Below are 21,066 nucleotides of genomic sequence, written 5' to 3'. Positions count from 1 at the left end.
CGGGGTTTTTTATATAACAATTTCCAGCTGGCTGGAGTTATTTGCTCTTGGAACTGCCGCCTTTGCTGCCTTTACCAGACTTCAAAGAGCTTTTGCCTTGGCCGCCATGGGAGTGTTCACCACCTTTTTTACGATCAGCCTGAGTCAGGTTAGAACCTCGTCCACCGCCTTGATTTTGAGTAGCCATAATAAACTCTCCTTGTTATTTATCATAGTTAGAATAAATGGTTCATTGAGTATGAAAACAACTCACCATTTAAAATTAGACCATCTCACCGGGATGTCAAACTTACGATAATCAATCTGCGCCATTACCGGCTTCATTTTCATTAAAGTGTATTTTCTGCCCACCATTTATAGGCCCCGCGGTCAAGCCGCGGGGATTCGAATGCAGCTTCCCGCGGCTGACCAACCCCACCCCACTGCATCGAACACCCCGCGACACCGCCTACGCAGAATCCCCGCGACACCGCACACGAATCCCCGCGGCTTTGACCGCGGGGCCCATTCTTTCACACTGCACTTAAATTAATCAGCTATGATTAATAAGAAGCCATTGCGCGTTTTGTTTATGCAGGTGATACTATGTTCGGAAAAGTTGATAGCACAATTCGAGATTTAGAGAAAAAACAGCAGGCGTTAACTGAGCAGGCAAGTGTTCTGCAAGCCGAAGTTAGGAGGCTGCGGGAAAATATTTCGGCTATGGAGAGACCTAAGGAAGATGTTAATCGCCATAAAGCGGAAATCGAAAAAACGCTTAGAGAAATTGCCGCTTTGCAAAAAGAGTTACGTGGTGAGCTCAATAAAGTAACTAATAAAACCAGTGAGATCAAATCAGCCGCTTCAGAACTTTCTACAGTTTCCCCGAGTGAACCTGCGGCAGCTATACCCAGCGCTCCTCCTGCCCCGCCGGCTCCTCCTGCGCCACCCAAGGCACCGCCGCCCCCCATGATGAAAAAAGCGTCACCCAAGCCGCAGACCGCAGCAGTGGCGAAAGCGAAAGAGCCGGCAAAGCCAAGTACCGATCCGCGTGCTGAAATGCTGGAAAAATTAAAGTCTGGCGTCGTCTTGAAAACCCAATCAAAAGAAGGGCCGGTTGAGAAAAGCAGCGAGCAGCTGGCGCAAGAGCGGGAGGCAAAGATCCAGCGCTATGAGTCCAGTATCAAAACAAAGCAAGCTGATATTGAACGTCTGATGAAACAGGTGGAGGAAATGTCAGCCAAATTAAAAACCGCAGAAGCCAGCAAAGGAGAGTATGAGCAGGCACTCGAAGGCCAGACTGTATTGCTTGAACAGATATTGCAAAAAAAACAGGGCATGGAAGAGAAGCTAAAAGATGTAAAAGTAAAAGTAGGAACAGTGCTAAGTCAGTTGGATGAGAAAAGAAAGGCTGAGGAGGCTGAGAAATTAAAAGCAGCTGAGGAAAAGGCTGCGGAAATAGCCAAAGCAGTAGTACAGCCTGATGTAGAGCTTGCGGATGCCAAAAAAGCCGCTCCGCCGCCGCCACCCCCACCTCCAACAGCCCCTCCGCCTCCGCCAATGGGACTTAGGCAGAAAGCTAAAGTTGCAGAAGTCGAATCACCGGGAGGTGTAGCACCTGTAGTCAATAAAGCGCCGCCTGCACCCCCGCCACCCCCGCCACCGGGTATTAAAAAAGAACCTTCTGTTAAGGAAAAAGAACAGGCGGCCAGCACAGCGTCAGCTGATGCATCTGCTAAAAAAGAGCCGCCTGCCGCAGCACCGGCGGCTTTTGATGTAGCTGACATTCAACGAAAGGCAAAAGAGGCATTAAAGAGGCAGGAGGCAAATGCAGTAAAGGCCTATGTTGTTGATCAACTGATTGATTTAGTGCTAAAAGTTGGTTCGGAAGATCTCAGCGACGTCGATTTTGAAGCCAATCAGCAGCAAGTGGTGGATATATTGGGGGAGGAGGGATTTACTCAATTGAAGGGTAGTCTCCAAACTGAAATAAGGCAATTACCCAAAAGCACGGACAATATTCTGGCGCGAACTCTGCTCAACAGACGAAGAGCGATGGCTGACGAAGACGAGCAAGTGGACACATTTGATATGCATGCGCTAAGAAAAAACAGAGATGATGGCAAGATAAAGCTGGCTGTCGAAAAGTTTATTAGTTTTGAGCCGCAACGAGAGAGCAAGTTACTGGAAGTCGGTAAGATGCTTAAGCATCAGGAGGATGAAGTCGATCGCAAGCTTGAGGAGGCGCGGAAGCTGGCGGATGCCCAAATGATTGTGGAAAGAGCCAGGGAACTGGAGGAAAAACAACGCCAGGCTGAAGAGAGAAAGGCCCTTGAAGTACAAACCAAACTGCAGGCAATGGGTGTGAAACGGGGAGAGGTTGATCAGCAGGGAGTGAAACAGGCTGAGGCTGAAAAAAAACAGGTTATCGAGGAGGTTTCAGCTAAAAAAAGCGACCTGCAACAAGCGGACAACTTCATTTCCTCTTTGGATGAGTTATTGGATAATAAACTATTGGAATTGCAAGAGGCCGAAAGTTTACGCGTAGCTGCGCTGGAAGCAGCCGCATCTGCACCGCCTGCAGAAGAGGTTCAGGCTGCTGCAGTACCCGTTGAAGTTGAGGTGGCCCAGCCAGAGGAGTTGCAAACGGAAGCCTTAGAGTCTGTCAGTGAATTACCTGCAGCCGAATCACTATCAATTGCCGCTGAAGAGGTTCAAGCCGTATCTCAACCAGAATTCAATGCCGATAGTGTAGCGATGGGAGAGCCAAGTATCGCAGAGGAACCAGAAGAGGTGCCGATTGTTGAGCCTGTAAAATCTGCTCCGCCGGGATTAAGCCCGGCCGAACGGGCGAAACGCGAGGCCATGCTGTCGCAGTTCAATTTTGATAAGCGCCTGCAGTCAATTGCCAGTAAGGCGCAGCTTTTGTTTAAGCAGGGTCATAATGAAGCAGCCAATGAGGCGCTATCAATCTGTACTAAATTAGTAAATGGCAAGGAAGACTTTTTAAATACTGCAAACCCAATCAGTGCAAAGCAGTTCATTGAAATCGGCAATGAGGCGATGAGTCCCAGCAATACTAAACATCTCTCGCAATCAAGAGGGAGATTTTGGGATGCCATCATCAAGTTTAAGCAAGTCCTTAGCGATGCTTTATCCGGCATTTCACCTTTCGAGTCGAGTAAGAGTTCTGCAAAGCGTATTGAAGAGATGCGTGATACTTTAAAAATGATTAAGACTGACGGCATGACTGACAAGGAAGAGCATATTAAAGCGACAGGTCCGGGCATGGGAGGATAAATAAGCAGCAGCCTTGTAGCTGGGCTGTAAAGCCCAGCAACCATTGTTGGGCTTTACAGCCCAACCTAGCTTACTCGAGGACAGTTCTTGCCTCCAGTGGTTGCTCTGCTTTGGCGTACAAATGGCCGAGTAGGGAGTCAGAGCGCATCAGTACTTCATCCACCAGGGTTTTAAGATGCCCAGGCAGAAGCGGGCGATGCTGTTTTAAAAGCGCGATTGTGTTTTGCAATCGACCGGCTTCCAGGCCTTCTGCATCATGCTGGTTCACAAAGGTATAGAGATGTGCTCGCAAGTCAGCACAGGCCTGTTTTTCCCTCGCACTAAACCAGTTGCCAATGCGATACATCAACTGCTTATTACGCTCGTCTTCAGGAGGCAGATATGCGGATTGATAATGCAGATTCAAGGCATCCCAAAGTTGTCTGGACAAATCAATGACATCGCGCTGGCATCGTTCCTGATAATTCTGAAATCGTTGAATGGCACTCATATCCTGGACCCAGTGACGCACTATTTCATCTTCCATCTGGTTCAAGGTCGAGAATAACCGGCTATGACCACTACGGTTCAGCTTTTGTCTCCTTTGCGCATTCTCCCGAAAATCCGCTTCCATCGCGTCAATTCGGGTTTGTCGAATAATTTCCAATACCGCTTCATAACGGCTTTGTGGGCCATGAGCCGCGCCCTCAAACTGATTGCGTAATTGTTCTGTCAAGTTCTGAATTTGATCCTTCCTTCCCTTCGATTTAAACCAGGCGCCATGGTAATTAGACACTAGTTTATGCAGATTATTTTGCAAGGACTGTAGATTGTCCCTGCTGTCCTTTTGCTGATGCAAGCGGCTTAAATCCAGATGAGCTTGACCAATAACACTCAACTCCTCGGCAAGACCAAGTAAGCCCCTCTGCTGTGTAACATTCAGGTCGCGTTGCAAAGAAAGGCCTGCGCGGGGTTTAGCAGCCAATAAGCGTTTAGTTTCAGCGATGTAACAATCAAATCCCTGTTTTAACAAGCCCAGATTGTCCTTTGCTGTCCATTGGAAAGAATGATTATCCAGCGCTGGCAGCTTTTGCTGTCCTGTGACGAAGGCCTGGTGATTCAAAAGATGCATCAATATAACTCGATGATTCTGCGCTGTTTTGGAGCCATTGTTAAAATGGAACTGGGACGATTCTTTGAGCGCTTGTTTCATCAGTTCCGGATTGCCATGAGACGTTTTGGCGTGATCATAGAACCATTTAATCATTGCATTAACCGGCTGGCGCTGGCCATCTTGAACGTGTTTTGCGAGATAATCCGCCAGATCATTAAACAATACTTCTCTAGCAGACAGCGCATTGTCACCTTCCATCAAACTCATTGCATACAATGCGGCGTCATCACTGTAGGAAGCATTTCTGAATCGATCGACACCCATCATTAAATGGTTTAAGTCCGCTGGTGTTTTGATCCGGGTGCCTGCCGTCTGCAGCAGCAAACAGGTCAAATTAAGCAGCCGGTTGGCGGTAATCGCGGCAGTTTCGGCATATTCCAACAACGAGTGAATCACTCGGGGATTGGCTTCCAGTTGATGCGGATGCTTTTCAAACACTGCCAGTAACAGGGTCAGTTTATCTGCAGGAAGTGCTGCAAGACGCTGATTAAAACCTGCTTTTTCCTGCTGGCTCAGTTGTGCTGTTGATTTTAAAAGCTGGACAAAGGTATTCAGGCCGCTGCACCAGAGCGAGAAACTGTCTGAAGCGGGATTGAGTTGTAATGCGGTGTTAAACAAGTTGCTCGTCCACTTTCCATCAAAGGAGTTGAGATTCAGCTCATGCCTCAGGGTTTGTAATGAGAGCAGTCTATTTTCCTGTCTCACTATGCCGTCTAAAGCTGCTCTTGCCTCCGGTACTTGCTGAATCAGCGACAAATACCAGCGGTTAGCAACTATGAGCTGTCCTGGATCCTCTTCCTGATATTGCCTGAGATACTGCCCATAGTTTTCAAGAAAAGCATCCACTTGTGCGCTAAAATCGGGTAATTTCCGCCAGTCTTTAAATAATGCTGATAAATACTGCAAGCATTGACCCCTTTCCTCTGCAGAGAAATGGTACTGGGACCACAGCGCTTGCAGATTGTTCCACTGCTCCAGTTTTAGCAAGGAAAGGAAACTGGCAGGCATTTGGGTCAGGCTCAGCAAGCTTTGTATCCAATCGTTATCCTGGGCAGTAAGACAGCCATCGATGAGTGGTTGAATTTGCGATAATGCGGGGTATGCGGCCATTTGCTGCCATAGCAGCTGAATATCCTGACGATATTTTCCATCGGCAACATTCCACCAGCGCTCTGTTTTCTTCAGCAGGTTTTGAAAGCTGTTCCAGTGTTGTTGATCGCCAAATGTGGTCATTAGGATGGCAAAATTATTGAGAAACGATGTTTTCTCTTTCTCTGAAAGAGAGATTAACAGGCGTTCGCAAAGAACAAGTGCGCGTATCCTTTGTGTGGACGCATTTTTTAAGGATTTCTGCAGATTAGCCAGTATGCTTGTTTCCTGGCCTGGACATTGCGTTGCCAATCGCCACAGGATTGCATTTGTGTCATAACTCATGGCCACGCCGCTAAGCCTGGCGGGCAAAGTCTCTCTGGCACTATGAAGCAGGCTATCAATCCCGGCGATATAATCCTGTCCCCAGTTGCTTTGTTCGGTACGGGTAAATCGGGCCAGATAGGCAATCAAGGGAAGGATTGCTTCCACCTTATCCCTTGCTCTAACCAGGCTTGTGCTATACAACCATTCCTCAATACCATCCTGGAGGGCAGGCATCAGGCAATTCATTGATGCCAGATAGGTGGCGCGAATGTCGGCTGGCAAATCATCGAATAAACTGTGGACAGCTGGTTTTTCAGTGATTTCTTTGCTTGTTTGTTTGAAGGATTTTGAAGGCTGGGCAATCTGAATCAGGCGGATAGCCAATTGATCCATAAATTCCCGTACTGACTGGAATTGGGCAGCCTGTCGCGTAAAATCAACTAACTCTTCCCTATGCCTGGCCAGGGCGTTGAGTTGCGCGGGAATTTCTGCCGATAGCTCCCGGTCTTTTTCAGCAATGGGTAATACGGCCAGAATAGCGCCCAGTTGCGCCATGCAGGCTGCCTCAAATGTCCCTTCTTGCTTAACCTCCGGTTCAATCAACAAGTTAACAGCCGGATAAGCTTCCAGTTTGAAATCGGCTATGGAGTGGTCTTTTTTCATTTGCAGGTAAATCACATGCAGACTCAAGGCTCGTTCGCGGATTTTCTCTTCAATCATCCGTATTTTATCACCCGGCGATAGCTCCCGGCTGGTGATGCTTAACCAGTGTTTGTCCAGTTCAATCATTGATTGAGTTAAGTGATGAGTCAGCTCAGAGGCTTGTGCAGGTTCAGTGAAGGTACTGACCAGCCTCATTGCCCAGTTGGAGAATTGCGCTATACCTGCACGGTATCCTTGATTGGCAATGTTTTGCAGCGTGAATAAATATTCTCGCAAAAACATAACGCGGTAATAGGCCTTTTCATTAGTATTGCGTCCTTCCGTTTCTCTGAGTGCACGTTCCAGTGCATCCTCTGGAACGCCCGGAGTTTTTGCAATCAGGGATTGCAGCACTTTCTCTTCAGCCTGTACTTCGCTTTCCACATAAAATTGAAAAACCTCGCCTTCTTCCCCATTACGGGCTGTACGTCCGCCTTTCTGCTTCAGATCGTTAATATCGCCTGCATCATAGAGGAAGACTGCTTCAACGCCGACATTGTCTCCGCGGCCGAATCCTGAGGCGACCAGGGCAATCCCCTGTTGCTTTTTGCCGTCCTGCCAATTTTCCTTCTTCTGTTTTCTTTGAAGTACTGCTCTGCTGCTTTCATTGTCTTCATTGGTATAGAATATAATATTAGCCATTTCTGCTTCGCTCAGTACTCGGCTAAGCTTCTGTTTCAGCAGCAGAACCTGCTGATCACTTTTACAGGAAAACAGGATGGATTGTTTGGCGGTCATGCATTTTCGCAGTTGATAAACCATTCCCTGCATGCGTTTTTCGTCACTGGTGTAAAATTTGGGCTCATGCCAGTTGCGTAAGTCATGCTGGTTGGTACACACATGGAGAACAGTTGTGCCATGACTGTGATAGAGATCCTGGGCCTGTGAATTGGAGACTGTTCCGGAGAATCCTTCCCACTCTCCCCACAGCTGATGCAAATGCCGGCCAGCAATCTGCGAACTGATAATATTACTTTCAGCGTGGACATGATAATTTTGCGCTTCATTGCGAGCTTTTGCTTCGGTGTTGAGCCTGACAGCAAGTAACTGGTGAACGCCGGCACTAAAGGTTGAGCCAGGCATTTTCTGGTTATCAGTGGAGAGCGGAATGATTTCTTTCATCAGATAGGAGGCATCCCCCACCTGAATGTTTTCCTCGCGTACGGTGAAGCCGATACCGCGTTCAAGTGTATGCGCTTCATGGGCGGATTGCAGCCAGCGCACCAGTTGCAGGCCGTCTCTGGCCAACTCGCCGAGGAAGGCTTCCTTGTCTTCGTCCCCATTGGCTTTTTCAACCATGAAGTCCAGGAATAAACGCAGATCCTGGTTCGAAATTTTATCGATAAGTAAATGCTGATGCTGAAGCCGGTAAAATTCATTAACAGCCTGGTAGAACCAGATCATCTGTTTGGGCGTACGGCCAGTGGGGCGGGCATAGTTGTATTCGGTTTTTCGTCCTTCATCAAAGAGCGTAAAATCAATTTCGTCACCGAGTCCGACCCGTTTGTTTTTATCCAGAGGAATCGGCTTGCCCTGATAGCTTTGTTCATCAAGAAACAGGGATAAATCACCGAGGGTGAGATAATGGATTTGGCTATTCACATAGTTTTCACGGCTTGATTTTGGCGTAATATTGCTTGCCGACAGATGTAAATAGGAAAAGAAATCGCTGTAGTCTTTCAGATCGCGCTCTGCCAGGCTGCGTTTAGCGGTAAATACATCAACAGCTTTACCCTGGGCCGCATGATAGGCAGCACGCATGGCCACAAAATGGCTTTTTCCTTCACCCGTTGCCAATTTCAATACCCGTGATTTGGAATCTACAGCAATATCATTGGCCAGTAAGGCAAATTGCTGCGCCAAATGCGGGTATTTACGCGTGGTTCGGCCCAGCGCTTCAAACAGAACGGCCCACATCTGAACTTGCAGAGAATCATTTTTACCTTCACGAAGCCGTTTCGCAAGGCATTGAAATGACTGCGCTAATTCAGGCTGGCTCATTTCATGAATGGGTTTATTGGTTCCTTCAACGCAGATTTCGCCTGACTCCAGCTGTTTCAGTTCAGCAAACATAAGGCTTAAGCGGCCAATTTCAGTCCCGCTAAGTGGACGGGTGAGTTTACCGTCAGTTACCCGCGTTTCAACAAACATACGTTGCAAATCGGGTTGACGGGTTTTGGCGACCTGCTGAAAATCCGCGCGGGTCTCAGGATGCGGATGTTTCAGGAATTGCTCCAGGGCTTCATATAAATCTGGTTTTTTCAGTAAGCGAATCAAATCATCTGCCCCAGGTGAGGGTTGGCGCGGATAGCAGGCCGATAATGCGGCTAATTGTTCAGAGGATAAGGAAGCCAGGCGGGCTATCAGTTTGGGAGCCCTTTGCCTTAATTCAAATTCATAGGTTTCTTTGTTCCTTAAGCCAGGACGTAAGCTACTCCAGGCGATAATGTGCAGGAGCATGGCGCGTTTCTCTTCCTGGGCATCAGCAACACTGGACATCACCTGCTTAAACAAATCTTCTTCATGAGGGTCGGCTGTCATCGCTTTGAGCCAGAGAGCCGTGGTTTTGCTCCAGGTACCTGAAACCGTCATTGAACCAGTATGGTGGTTTAACAGCTGGCTTAATTGTTGAAAACGTTTATTGAGTTCAGAGGTGTTGCGGCTTGCCAGCAGAATTTGCAAGGCGTAGCCGCGGCTTTCAGCTCTGTTTTCAGGAGAAAGCAGATTCAAGGCATCATTCAGTAGCAGGGTTGTACGACTAAACTGGTATTCTTTAATCGCCAGTTGGCATAGCAGGGCTTGCTGTGGACGCGTGAAAATGGTGTTGCGCAAGATTGCTTTCAAAGGAACAACTAACTCAGAAGGGAAGGCTTCCTCAACGCTGTCAATTGATTGCGCCCCTAGAATTTCATTCGACAAAATAACCTGCAGCATATCCAGGGGAAATGCATCCTGATCTTTTTCGGGTTTTAAAACATCAAGCATCTGGCTGAAGTAGCTGGCGCTCCATACACCTGCTGTCGTTTTCTCAAGGATAGCCAATAAAGGCTCGATCTCATTCAGATAGGTACGATTGAGCTGCAGACGGGTAAAAAATGCCAATATAGGCTTCAGCTGTTCGGAGACGGCTTCACCTTCCCGCAATACCACAATACGTTTTTTAAGAAACTCTTTTAGGCGGTACTCATGATCAATAAACAGGCTGAGCGAGGGGCATTCATTGTCAGTAATATGCCTGAATTTGCCCGATTTTGAGTATTTAAAAGCAATGCCCTGATCCGCCAAACTGCTGATGAACTGGTTGCGCAGCTGCGTTCGTTCACCGGGTTTCTGGTTCATCTTCTGAATGCATTCCAGTAGTTGCTGCCAGTTTTGGGGATTCTGCAATGCTGCATTATTGGCCTGGTAATCCACAGATAAAAGATGTTTTATCAACAGGGAAAGCTCATGCTGCACCGCTAGTTTCAATCCGCTCGTAGCATCTATGAACTGCTTGAAATGCTCAGCAGAAAAGGCACCGAACAAAGTCGCGAGTTTGAAAGCTTCGCGGTATAGAAAATCAGGATAATCTTCTTTTTTAAGGGGTTTCGATTCGAACAGGGCAAGCATGTCGTCAAAATGTGCCTGCTGCTTGCTGTTAGCCAGAATACTTAATGATTCCAGCAAGTTTCCTTCAGGATATTGCGCCATCAAATACTGGAAGCGAGGCTGTGTAAGTTCAGCAGCAAATTCTGTTAGGGCCGTAAGGGATATTTCCAGGAGCTGATGGCCGTATTTAAATGCTGCCTTATGTAAATATTGAGCGACCGCCGAAACCATTTCCCTTGGCAGGCCTTGCAGTTGCCCTAAGATATCCTGAATTTGGCGGGAGTCAAATTGGGTATAAAGAAGCCATATCAGTTGATCGCGTGAACTTAAATTTTCATTGGCCAGTTGCCGGCATAAAAAACCATAGTCTTCATAAGTGAATTGCGGGCAGGAGGCTAAAATACGCTGTATTTTCAGGCTTGCTTCTGGCCAGGTATACAGTTTGGCCAAATCAGGACCGTAGGTCGGATCGCCTTTTTTAAACTGGTGTAAGTATAATTCATCATCGAAATATTTAAAATTCTCCTGCTGAATTGCATAATGGACGCCGCCATGGGTCAAGTCCAGTTTGTACAAGGACGTCAGGAATCGTGTTTTCTCATTCTGATTGGGTAAGCTCTGCAGACTGGCAAGAATCCTATCCAAAGCAACAATCATGTTCTGCGGCGGCAGGCGGTTAAATTCATGTCCCGACAATGTCAGGCCCATATCATTCAGGCGCTGAATAAACTCATCAAAGGCCTCCCAGAGAGTAGTCGGATCTTCCCAGGGCACATGGCTTAAATGCTTGTCGCAAAAACTGAGCCAGATTTCGCTGTTTGCGCCTGTCTTGTCTTTGGATAAATGGTTGATCATGGTATCCATTGACTGGAAAAAGGCCACATTAAAAAAGCAGCAGAAATTGTTACTTCGGTTTAAAACAATTCCAGTAAATTTGTCAAAAAATTCAGTGCCTAAGCGATTTTCAATTTGTCGGAACTTGCTCAACAGCAAACCAACCGCCTGCTCACCATAGCGATAATACACTTGGCCAATAGCGCGCAGGGTTGCATCATCCGTCTTACCGCGCCTTGCCCAGTTTAACGTCCATTCAATCAATTGTTCGGACTGGCCGCGAAACAGGATCTTGCAAGCGCTTGGAAGGTGCAGGAGAAAATCAGTTTCTTTTAAATTGAGAAATTGCTGAACTCCATCAACACCCTGATATTGCCAGGCTTGTAAGAATACCAGCCAATGATCAACCACCCGCTTTTCATGTTTTTTGCCAATCAGCTTCGCAGCCTTCGGATTCTCTTTTTTAAATTCTTCCCAGGCTTCATGATACGCTTTTGGGGGTTGCATGGCTTCAAATAATATCAGGCTTTGAAAATCCACTGCGCTTTTAAGTGCGGGAGCTGATGCCTTAAGATAAGCCTCGACATTGAATTGGCGGAAATCCCCTTCCCATAACTCAGCTTCAGGTGTGCTGACATACAGGATGGGTGTCAATGGCGTGCTGACACCGCTGACGTATCCGATTTCCGGGCTGTAACCAAGAATAAGCTGCCCATCTTTAGAACGCTGTGCGTAGAAGCCTTTAGCTGGATTGGATAAGTTAAAGCCAGAAGAAACACGCGTGTGATGATGAAGCATCATCTTGGCTGCTTCCTGGGTCATCGAAGCAATCACCTCACGCCCGGCAACTTTGGGCATAGCGTTGATCCAGGTATGAAAAAAGCCTTGTAATTCCGTCTCAGTGTCTGATTGCCAAAGGCTTGCAAACTTCTTAGGATCACAGTGGTTTTCTTCTTTGAATTTTCGATAGTAGTCGCCTAACACACGGTCGATATTGTCATAAGTAACCAGTTCGCTGCTAATGGGTCTTTCCAGCAGCATATTTAACATCTTCTGTTGTTTCTGCTGGATTTGCCGGTTTTGCTGAATTTCCTGTTGCTGCTGCAATTGTAGCTGGACAGCACCTCCGCGTGTCAGGGGCCAGGGGCCTATGTCGGATTCTGGTAACCTCAGATGGATGTCATGCACCGCAGGCTTTTTGTGGTTCTTGTTTTTGCTGGATTTAGTAGCAAAGTCTTCGAACTCACTACTGTCCTTGATTTGCTGAGAGAGCGCAATACCCTGTTTCTTGTGGCGATTCGTTAAAATGACATTATTGAGTTGGCGGTAAAGTAATCGCAGCTCGCGATATTCTTCGCCTGTGTTCTCTTTTTCTTCCAATTCAGGGATGACAATCAGCCCTGTCCATCCTTCCTGATTGGCTTGAATGGCCAATTGCTTCAAAAATCCGCCAAATTCATCTTGATGGCGCAGGCAATCAGTCAATTGAATACGGTTAAAATCGGTCTGGCTATTTACATAAGTGATCAGTTCCAGGTATTTCTGGTTATATTGCGGTTGGAAAGCGGCACCCAACTCACTAAATGGGAAAGCATGGCCATGCCGTAGATGATTTAACAGCAATTCCAGATAGTCATTCATCTCATCGGGCTGGCAGGCAAGATAAAAAGCAGGCCGGTTTTTGCCGTAAACACCAATTAAATGCTGGAGCAATTGCGGGTCGCCCAGATAATCCAATACGGCCTGCAATCCTTTAAGGCCCATTTCTTCTACACAGCGTTTAAAGAATTCATGTTGCTGCTTTGGCTTTAGCAGGTCGGCATGTTCATTAAGATGGTAAAGCCAGTACTTCGCTGCCCGCTTCCAGTAGAAATCAAACATGGGCGGTAAATAGCCATTCTCTTTCAACCAGCGGTTTCTTGCGAGAACTGGAAGCAATTCTTTTTTTAATTCTTTCAGCGAATGGTTATCATTCACCACTAACTCGGTTACAAAAGCATTGTCCTGCATCATGCTGACAATCTGCTGTTTTTCCTGGGCATCCAGTTGAAATTTGGCGGGTAAATGAATATTAAGCAGCGGTTTTTTGGCGCGTGCACGAAACAGGGTAAGCACCATGGCGGTGGCCAAGTCTGCTTCATGTGGCCTTGATGCCGCGGGATTACGTTTTAAAAAACGGAAAAGAAGAGGGTCGGTGTGGGTATCACTGCAAGCTGCCCGATGCACATCTTCCAGCCGATCGCAATCAATCATTTCCGGCACAGTCAGTCTAGCCTGGTCTTCATCGCCTGTCAGAAGAGTTGGGGAACCATATTTGCCTAATGTATGGGCGAATCGCGGGACTTTTGAACGAAAACCAAGATTTGAATAGTGCTCAAATTGATTGTCGGTTAATCGTCTTCTGCCGACAACTTCAATCACCCTGGCGAGGTTATTATAGGGAATAGCTTCGCCTTCAATTTGATCAAGCGTTGCAAAACCGGCCATGCGAAATAAGCTGAAATTGCCCCATAACTGACTGCCTGCAGCCGGATCCCGGCCCTGTCGGCCATAACGGGCATCAATAGTGGCTCGTAGTTCAGGGGTAAAATATTGCTGATATTCGTTGTTGACAGATCTAAAATGAACTCCGCCGGCGTCCGCACGGAAAATGGTAAGCGCGTAATCACCAAAAATGACATTAAAATCGGCATCGGTATCAAAATTCCAGCCATGGGTTATGTTTTGATCAAGCCAGGCGATGGCACTATAGCCAGTGGATTCAAGGCTGTCGGCTTTTCCAGGGCTAACATCGGTGAACAATCCAATCCGCTCTTCCAGGGCGCGGCGTTCACTTTGCAGCAGAGGCGTTTCACAATAGACTCTTGGGTTCTTATGATCCTGGAGATTGATGACCCCCCATTTGGGAGTTCCTTTTAAATCCAGATTGAGATTGATGACAATTGCGCGGCTATTTTGCATAAACTTCTGCATATCGTTTTTCTGCACACTGGCGAGATTCAATACCGCTATATCAGTATCCTGTGTGCTTGACCTTGAGCTGCCTGTATGCCGCTCATGCAGTCTTTGCAAAAAGTATGTAATACGTAACATATCCAGATACGTGACTGCTTCGCCTACTTGTAAACTGCCGGTTGCAACTTTCTCCTGAAAGCCCATCTGATTTGAAGGAGTCTGATCCTGTGGCGGAACAAAAATAAGCTGACTTAAAAAACGGTTTCTCAGCGCAAAATCATTGTGGAGGATTGTGTATATCTGATTGGCGATCTGGCTGACCGTATAGAGGTCATTATGCTCAGTAGCGCGTAATTGATTGACAAGCTCGGAAAAAAATTGAATGTAACTGCCATTACGCTGGCCATTTTTTAGTTCGTTTTCAATAATATCCAAATTAAATAAACTGGGAAAATGCTTTTCAATCGCTTCGACAATTACTTCAAAATTATCAAATGGAAACGCTTGCTGTAACTTGGGATATTGCTCTGAATACATAAACCAGCCTCATGATTGGAAACTGGTGGTATTGTAAGCACTTTTCCTTAACCAATTATTAAGGATTTTTTGACCTGTATTGTTTAATGGAAATCTGCAACAATAGTGCTTTCCAATAACTGTCAATATTGTATGAAATTGATTCGTTTTTTTCTTTTTCTTTTCGCCGCCAAACTACAGGCGTTTTCCTGTTATGATTCGAAGAATATTCACCAAAAACCAATAGAATTTACTAAAAAACGAATTGAACTTAGCCGGCTTTATCAGTCGACACACTATGGAATTGACTCTTCTTCCATTGAGATCGAACCTAAAATGATTATCCTGCACTGGACCTGTCTGCCTACTTTGGAGCTCGCCTTACGCGTTTTTAACCCTGAAATGTTACCGGCTAACTCACCGCGCCGGCAGGAAATTCCGGATGATTTGAATGTATCAAGCCATTACCTGGTTGATCGCGACGGCAGTATCTATCAGTTGATGCCGGAAAACTGGATGGCCAGGCATGTAATTGGTTTGAACCATTATGCCATTGGCATTGAAAATGTGGGCGGCATTGACGGCAAAGATGATTTGACGGAAAAGCAGGTTGAAGCCAATGCTTTTTTGGTTTGCTATTTAAAAAATAAATACCCGGGGATAAAGGATGTAATTGGCCACCATGAATACCTGCGCTATAAAAACACGCCGCTGTGGCTGGAAAAAGACCCTGACTATGAGCGCTTGAAGACCGATCCTGGCTCCAATTTTGTAAACCGTGTAAACGCATTAGTTGCACAGGGCAGCAAAAGTCAAAAATAGCAGAGAAGTACTAAAATTTCTATTTCCTGGGTAATTTTTGCCTAATTTGTGTATAATGGTCTCTTTCTTGTTGATTTTGGAAGAGGAAATATGGTTTTTGCCCGTAGCGTCTGCCTCGAGTGGCTGTTAAGAAATGCTATTTTAATCAATTATAAAAAATTGCTTGTCTCAGATATTGAAGACGAGATTAAACCCGAGGAGGGGTCTAAAAAAGCTCATCCGAAAAAGAACGTTTACCTCGCTTGTGTCCTGCCGAAGGGCGAAGTAGGTATGACAGAGCCTCAACCGGTTCCCTTCCGGATTAAAAAACATGATTCCGCTAATCATTGCCAATATATGGAGGCCTTAACTGCAGGCGTTGTGTACTATGTCAAGGGCACAATACCAACCGTCGATCCTACGAAGAAGGGCTTGGGTAATGAAACAATCATGGTTTGGCAATGCAAGGAAGATTTGGATAAAGAAGAGCCAGCCAGGGAGCAGTCAACGAAGGATAAGGCCGATCAGAATAAGCCAGGGAAAGAAGTTAAAAGTTTAGTATTTTTATCTTATCCCCAAGTGATTCAGTTTCAAAAAATATTCTCCATCCAAAAACAGAAACATGGTTTTTTTGGTAGTAAGAAGGTACAGGTGGATCCGGTAAAAAATTTTCTAAAGTCTAAATTTTTCTTAAACGCAAATACATATTTGCCAATTTCCCACAAACAGTTACCCGCTTTAGCTGAAGAGTTGGATAAGACCAAACTTGAAATTGCTTGCTTGCCAGTGCATGGACAAAATCGCCGTGAAATTATAACCCCGCTGTGCGCTGATGAAGAGCAATGGGAAATGATTCAGGTTAGCGGAAAATATACCCTTGACGAATTAAGTCATGAAATTCCCAATACAGTCAAAAGTAGTCTCGAAATTGTTGATAAGTCGCGAAAAGCAAGCTCGTCTAATTCAGAAAAAATAAATTCTTCCCTTGGACAAACCTGCAAAAAAATAATAACGAGGGGCTTTGATAATCCTAAGCTATTAGTCTCGGGCAAGTTCGACGAGAAAACCAATAGTCAAACAAGCAGCAGTGCTTCCATAAGTATGTCCTCCTGATTTGCAAAAGTGAAAACCGGGTAACCTAATCCGGGTAAGATTCAGGAAGCCGTATTGGTATACTTGTTATATACTTAACATTACATTTGTTAAGGATAGTTATGCGATGGCAAAGCTTATCTTAGGTTCATGCGAGAAGGCTTCAACTGATGCTTTTGCCCGTGAAGGATCGTTTTCTTCAACCCAATTAGAACTCATACTGGACGTTTTGCAAAAAATTTCTTTGGCAAAAGATCTTGAAACCATTATGTTTATCGTGCGCAGGGCGGCAAGAAAATTAAGCGGTGCGGATGGAGCAACTTTTGTACTTCGTGATGGCCAACAGTGCTTTTACGCCGACGAGGATGCTATTTCCCCTCTCTGGAAGGGGAAACGAATAGTGAAGTACCCGAGTATATCGGTTGATTTTATCAATCACACTATTGTTTGTTAGTGCTCAAATAGGATAAAATAAACTCATTTTTGCTGTAAGAGTATCCTATGTCAAATATCAAAAAAGCCGTTAATTACGCTAATTTCCATTATTATTCCCATCCGATGCGGGTAGTCAACCTCAATAAGCTGCAGATCCCGTTCTCACTTCTTCCTCTTACTAAAATTCGATTTAAAAGAGAAGGGTGGGCAATTCAGGATAAAGCGGAAAACTATGAGTTTGATATTCGCCTGTCGCATGGTTTGCCTCATGCCCTGGCTGCAATGGAAGCAATTCCGGCGATTGATAAGGCTTATTCGACCCATGTTTTTAGTTATGACAGCGCAATAGCGGATTTCTGTAAAGCGTTTGAAATAACCAAAGAGCAGTTTCTGGAAATGGTAGAAATTGCTACCCTTTTTCATGACACTGGCCGTTTAGGGGATGGGGTTGATCTTTGGGATAAACAAAGCGGCGATAATTGTGAACACTATTTTAATTCAGTGTATTGGGCAGATTTTCAGGTCAAACCTTCCTCTGAGCGGATAAAGAAACTGGCCAGGATTTTTGGTGATGCAGTCCGTTATAAAGACAATCAAGCCCGTTTCATGGGGGAATATGGTTTGGCTTATGATTATATAAGGCAACTGATTAATATGGCTGATAGCCTTGAAGTCATGCGTACCCGCGATAAATTCCATCCCGCCCGCTTACCTATCGCCAGACGTGTCGAGCCCCAAGTAATGGTGGAACACATCATTCCGGAACTGGTTATTCCCCATCGCCAAAAAATCATCGATGAAGGGCGCTTATCTTTAAAAGGACAGGTGGAGTACAAGGTTTCAGATGAAGGTATGACTGAGTCCTATGATGACAGCAATTATAAAGCGAAACCTGGTTATGATATGCAGAAGCTTGCTGCCAGCTACATTGAAAAAATGAAGAAGTATGATGCGGCTGTCTTGCATATCAATCAGCAGAATATTGATGATGTATATCAACGCGTATTGCAGGGAATCAAGGCTTACATTATTGACTATAAATCCCATTCTGGCCTGCAGCTTGTGCACAATGGATTTTTTAGTATTCGATACCATGGAAAATTAGGACAACAGCGTGCGCAATTTTATCAGCAGATCTTTGAAAGCGAGAAAGTGAGCGAAAAAGACAAGGCAACCGCATTGCACGCGCTGTTAACCAGCAAGGCAGGCGGCCAATCATTGAGAGATTATGTGTATCGCAGCTTTAATCAGGCCAATAGGGACGTTGTTATTGAGCAGCTCGCTAATCATGTCCGATCATACGGCCAATGGGATGCTGCTACCTACACCCGGATCGCTGATTTTGCCAATGGTATAACCACCAACAATCCCTTAGAGCGTCTGGAGGGTAGGAAACAAGCGCAGCCGTCTCCCCTGTGATGCCTTTTTTTGAACCACAGGATCTTGTAAAAGATCAATAATTGCGCTAATGTAGTACAAAGAATTAGTTGGGCTTACACCGCTCAAATTTTTACCCAGGAGGTTAGCTCTTGCAAGCGGTGTGCATGCTTCATTGTATGAAGACGCCTAAAGCTTGTAACCCGACTTCCACCTGTACATAACAGGCCGGTGGTAAGCCCACTAATTCTTCCTCATTTGAATAGCACGTCTATTAAGGTTTACCGGTAACAGCGCAAATTCCCATGATCATTAATCCAGCAATCAGGTCTGCCAGGCGCTGGTCTTGCCCATGGGCCGGGTGCATTGGGTACACATCTTCCCCAGTAATTCATATGATTTCCAAACCCGCATCCCTGTGCTGCTTCAGCGTTTGAAAAATAGCCGACACCCAACATCAGGAGAGCAGCAAAGGCGATAGGGCCTAAAACTTTAGAAAAACTATGCACTTGTATCTTCATAATGAATCCTTTTTATTAAAGTTTTTTCCACACAACCTAAGTATAGTTTTAATTTTGGAAACTGTGAGTTAAGAATGCGCAAAGCTTAGAATCGAATTCCATGACGGAATTCGATTAAGACCTTAGCAGGTTATTGTAGAAGTAACTGGGGAGAAAGATATAAAAAGGAATAAGGCGAATTAGTAAATAAACCATCAGGGGGAATGCAACCAAGCCCGTCAGGAAACGCAGAGTGGGGGACGCATGCAGGGTGAAACTGAAAATGATTAGAGGACTTAAAAATACAATTAAAACCAGAATACGGGTCAAGCCCATTGCAATGATTTTTCCATAATGATTTTTGTATAAATTTAAATGGCTATTCCAGAAAGATTTAAAAGAAGCAGCCGGCTCAGTGACCGCATTCGCGGCCAATAGAAAAACAAACCAGAGCGCAATCCCTAAAAGAGAGGAAAGGGCAAAACCTATGCTGGTTAGCAGGGAGCATAATGCGACAAGCAGGGTCGCTTGCCAGGCTATTCCGAAACGGACAAAGCCGGTGTTCTCATCAATAGTCTCTTTTTCAATATGCTTCCGGGATACCCAATTACAGGCATGCACAAACCTGCCGCCTACCGCGAAAAACAAGAGCAGCAGCAAAAACAGATAAATTTTGCTATCCATAAAATGATCAGAAATGAATCCCATTTTGGCGATAAATCCGGGAACAATAAAAGCAAGAATCAATGCAGCAAGGGGTGTGAGTAACAGAAAAGCAAATGGCCACCAAAGTGTTTTACGGCAAGCCTCATAGGATTTCCAGGCCTGGCTGATCAATGAGAGGAAGGTTTTAAATTGGAACAAAGCGTATTTAACCGTTGGGAAAAGACTCATTATACGCTGCTGCAACCGTCTTTGCGAGTCTGTGAGCGATTCAGCCCGGGGATTCGATAGCTTTATTTCAGATACATTTGTGTGGATACTAGGTTTGCAAAACGGGGTGCTCATCAGCACTACAGTCTTATTGATTCGCAGCCAAACTTTCAATAATTTTCTGCTGCGTTTCAAGCAAATGTTCATCATCCCGGTATCGGCTTCTCGGCCAGAAAAAACCTTTCAAACCATCCCCTTTATTCCGCGGCACAATATGAACATGCAGGTGAGGGATACTCTGGCTGACTTTATTATTAGTGGCAATAAAGCTGCCTGTTGCCTGCATTGCGTCAATAACCGCTTTGCTCAGCCGCTGGCATAGAGTAAACAATGGCCCTGACAGAGAGGCGGGCAATTCATCAAAATTGGCAATATGTGCCTTAGGCGAAAGCAAAACATGCCCAGGAAAAAGGGGATGATGATCCAGAAAGGCTATAAATAGCTCGTTCTCATACACGATCCAGGCTTTTTCCTCGCCGTTGACAATTCGGTCAATGATACACTCAGCGGTTTTCATACATGCCTCCTGAGTGACCAGGTCTATACCCTATATATCCGCCTATGCAACTGGCCAATGCGCCAATCAGGAACAGAAAAAAAGTTTGATAAATGTTCAGACGGACTATCTTCTGAGCTTTTTCGCTGTCAGGTATTGCTGGCTTCCCTTCTTTTTCCGAAACCGTTTCCGTCATCATCGGTGAATCAGCGCTGATGTGGATGCCTGTTAGATTCGAGGTAAAATTAGCATGAAAAGCAGTATATTGAATCATATTGGTAATTAAAATGATGGTGAATAATAGCAGCAGGCACCAGGCCAGAAAACCGTAGATTATTCCCCAGGCCCGCGGCAGTAATTGTCCTGAGGAGAGTTTGCCTCCCAGCCAGCCGGTAAAAAACATGGCTATAAAAGCAGACAGGCAGAAAAGCAGATAGCCGCTAATGAGAAAACGGGTATGGGTATTTTCCTCAACCGAAAAGCTGCTAATGCCGAAAGCTAAAGCCAGAAGATTAAGCAAAAAATTCAAGCCTACCCCGCCAATGGCAGCTGCAAACAAAGCAGACCAGCTAATCTTTTTTCCTTTAATTTCTGGCATAGGTCATTGTTTCACTATCCACACAATGAGTATCAATACGCCGCACAAAGCCAGGCCGCCATGGCCAAGCACCATTAACTTCGAGGGTGCGACTCCCTGAATATCACGAAGAAAAATATAAATCCCTCCCAATGCCGCGAGAACAAAAATGAACAAAGCGGTTAGCGGTAATGAGTAAAAAAAAGCCATAACAATGAAAAATAAAATACTCAGGGCTCCTAAAGAACCATGCGCTAGCGCGACTCCTTTCGGGGTTTCTTTGTTGGCAAACACATAACTTGCGAGGTAGGCTCCTCCGAGAGCGGTGAGACAAAAGAGAAGTACCAATAAAATACGCATCTTAATTCCTTATTCATCTTTAAAATTAGGGTTTACCGTCAGATCCTGTGTC

12 protein-coding genes and 1 other RNA gene are annotated in these 21,066 nt (G+C 45.5%); 6 read left to right on the top strand and 7 right to left on the bottom strand.

Annotated elements, in window-relative coordinates; translation table 11 throughout:
- Nucleotides 1-37 precede the first annotated feature (37 nt).
- Nucleotides 38-187, bottom strand: a complete 150-nt coding sequence (locus tag DYH42_RS16655) for a hypothetical protein (protein WP_157062380.1) — start codon at nt 185-187, stop codon at nt 38-40.
- A 398-nt stretch (nt 188-585) separates the two neighbouring features.
- Here DYH42_RS16655 and DYH42_RS14300 point away from each other — a divergent pair, with 398 nt between their 5' ends.
- Nucleotides 586-3,279: a hypothetical protein gene (locus DYH42_RS14300; protein ID WP_058522575.1), complete on the top strand. Its 2,694-nt coding sequence runs from the start codon at nt 586-588 to the stop codon at nt 3,277-3,279.
- A gap of 70 nt (nt 3,280-3,349) precedes the next feature.
- Here the strand turns inward: DYH42_RS14300 and DYH42_RS14295 are convergent, their stop codons facing one another.
- The gene (locus DYH42_RS14295; protein WP_058522574.1) at nt 3,350-14,464 is read right to left on the bottom strand and encodes a hypothetical protein; all 11,115 of its coding nucleotides are present in this window, start codon (nt 14,462-14,464) and stop codon (nt 3,350-3,352) included.
- Nucleotides 14,465-14,596: 132 nt separating this feature from the next.
- Here DYH42_RS14295 and DYH42_RS14290 point away from each other — a divergent pair, with 132 nt between their 5' ends.
- The 5 genes from DYH42_RS14290 (at nt 14,597) to ssrS (ending at nt 18,402) form a co-directional block, all read left to right on the top strand.
- Nucleotides 14,597-15,265: an N-acetylmuramoyl-L-alanine amidase gene (locus DYH42_RS14290; protein WP_058522573.1), complete on the top strand. Its 669-nt coding sequence runs from the start codon at nt 14,597-14,599 to the stop codon at nt 15,263-15,265.
- 90 nt (nt 15,266-15,355) lie between these two features.
- Nucleotides 15,356-16,357, top strand: a complete 1,002-nt coding sequence (locus DYH42_RS14285; RefSeq protein ID WP_058522572.1) for a hypothetical protein — start codon at nt 15,356-15,358, stop codon at nt 16,355-16,357.
- Nucleotides 16,358-16,463: 106 nt separating this feature from the next.
- The gene (locus DYH42_RS16825; protein ID WP_058522571.1) at nt 16,464-16,790 is read left to right on the top strand and encodes a hypothetical protein; all 327 of its coding nucleotides are present in this window, start codon (nt 16,464-16,466) and stop codon (nt 16,788-16,790) included.
- A 47-nt stretch (nt 16,791-16,837) separates the two neighbouring features.
- Nucleotides 16,838-18,190 carry a hypothetical protein gene (locus DYH42_RS14275; protein ID WP_058522570.1) on the top strand — a complete coding sequence of 451 codons (1,353 nt, stop codon included), beginning with the start codon at nt 16,838-16,840 and terminating at the stop codon, nt 18,188-18,190.
- A 58-nt stretch (nt 18,191-18,248) separates the two neighbouring features.
- A non-coding RNA gene (gene ssrS / locus DYH42_RS14270) (6S RNA) lies at nt 18,249-18,402 on the top strand.
- A gap of 27 nt (nt 18,403-18,429) precedes the next feature.
- On the opposite strand, the gene DYH42_RS14265 is transcribed toward ssrS, so the two are convergent.
- The 5 genes from DYH42_RS14265 to DYH42_RS14245 all read right to left on the bottom strand — a co-directional run bounded on the left by DYH42_RS14265 (nt 18,430) and on the right by DYH42_RS14245 (nt 21,014).
- On the bottom strand, nt 18,430-18,669 hold the full coding sequence (locus DYH42_RS14265; RefSeq protein WP_058522569.1) for a GCG_CRPN prefix-to-repeats domain-containing protein: 240 nt from the start codon (nt 18,667-18,669) through the stop codon (nt 18,430-18,432).
- Nucleotides 18,670-18,783: 114 nt separating this feature from the next.
- Nucleotides 18,784-19,542: a hypothetical protein gene (locus tag DYH42_RS14260; RefSeq protein ID WP_058522568.1), complete on the bottom strand. Its 759-nt coding sequence runs from the start codon at nt 19,540-19,542 to the stop codon at nt 18,784-18,786.
- A gap of 127 nt (nt 19,543-19,669) precedes the next feature.
- On the bottom strand, nt 19,670-20,098 hold the full coding sequence (locus tag DYH42_RS14255) for an HIT family protein (RefSeq protein WP_058522567.1): 429 nt from the start codon (nt 20,096-20,098) through the stop codon (nt 19,670-19,672).
- Nucleotides 20,085-20,675: a hypothetical protein gene (locus tag DYH42_RS14250; RefSeq protein ID WP_058522566.1), complete on the bottom strand. Its 591-nt coding sequence runs from the start codon at nt 20,673-20,675 to the stop codon at nt 20,085-20,087. The genes DYH42_RS14255 and DYH42_RS14250 overlap by 14 nt, the downstream gene beginning before the upstream one ends.
- A 3-nt stretch (nt 20,676-20,678) precedes the next feature.
- Nucleotides 20,679-21,014, bottom strand: a complete 336-nt coding sequence (locus tag DYH42_RS14245) for a hypothetical protein (RefSeq protein WP_058522565.1) — start codon at nt 21,012-21,014, stop codon at nt 20,679-20,681.
- Between the last annotated feature and the right edge of the window lie 52 nt (nt 21,015-21,066).

This window comes from Legionella birminghamensis (assembly GCF_900452515.1).
Taxonomy (GTDB): Bacteria; Pseudomonadota; Gammaproteobacteria; order Legionellales; family Legionellaceae; genus Legionella_C; species Legionella_C birminghamensis.
This window is presented reverse-complemented; position numbering and strand designations above follow the sequence as displayed.

Bases quoted from the DNA above. Each gene is read 5' to 3' on its own strand.
- DYH42_RS14245 (WP_058522565.1), bottom strand. From the start codon at position 21,014: ATGCGTATTTTATTGGTACTTCTCTTTTGTCTCACCGCTCTCGGAGGA.
- DYH42_RS16825 (WP_058522571.1), top strand. From the start codon at position 16,464: ATGGCAAAGCTTATCTTAGGTTCATGCGAGAAGGCTTCAACTGATGCT.
- DYH42_RS16655 (WP_157062380.1), bottom strand. From the start codon at position 187: ATGGCTACTCAAAATCAAGGCGGTGGACGAGGTTCTAACCTGACTCAG.
- DYH42_RS14300 (WP_058522575.1), top strand. From the start codon at position 586: ATGTTCGGAAAAGTTGATAGCACAATTCGAGATTTAGAGAAAAAACAG.
- DYH42_RS14255 (WP_058522567.1), bottom strand. From the start codon at position 20,098: ATGAAAACCGCTGAGTGTATCATTGACCGAATTGTCAACGGCGAGGAA.
- DYH42_RS14250 (WP_058522566.1), bottom strand. From the start codon at position 20,675: ATGCCAGAAATTAAAGGAAAAAAGATTAGCTGGTCTGCTTTGTTTGCA.
- DYH42_RS14260 (WP_058522568.1), bottom strand. From the start codon at position 19,542: ATGAGTCTTTTCCCAACGGTTAAATACGCTTTGTTCCAATTTAAAACC.
- DYH42_RS14295 (WP_058522574.1), bottom strand. From the start codon at position 14,464: ATGTATTCAGAGCAATATCCCAAGTTACAGCAAGCGTTTCCATTTGAT.
- DYH42_RS14290 (WP_058522573.1), top strand. From the start codon at position 14,597: ATGAAATTGATTCGTTTTTTTCTTTTTCTTTTCGCCGCCAAACTACAG.
- DYH42_RS14285 (WP_058522572.1), top strand. From the start codon at position 15,356: ATGGTTTTTGCCCGTAGCGTCTGCCTCGAGTGGCTGTTAAGAAATGCT.
- DYH42_RS14265 (WP_058522569.1), bottom strand. From the start codon at position 18,669: ATGAAGATACAAGTGCATAGTTTTTCTAAAGTTTTAGGCCCTATCGCC.
- DYH42_RS14275 (WP_058522570.1), top strand. From the start codon at position 16,838: ATGTCAAATATCAAAAAAGCCGTTAATTACGCTAATTTCCATTATTAT.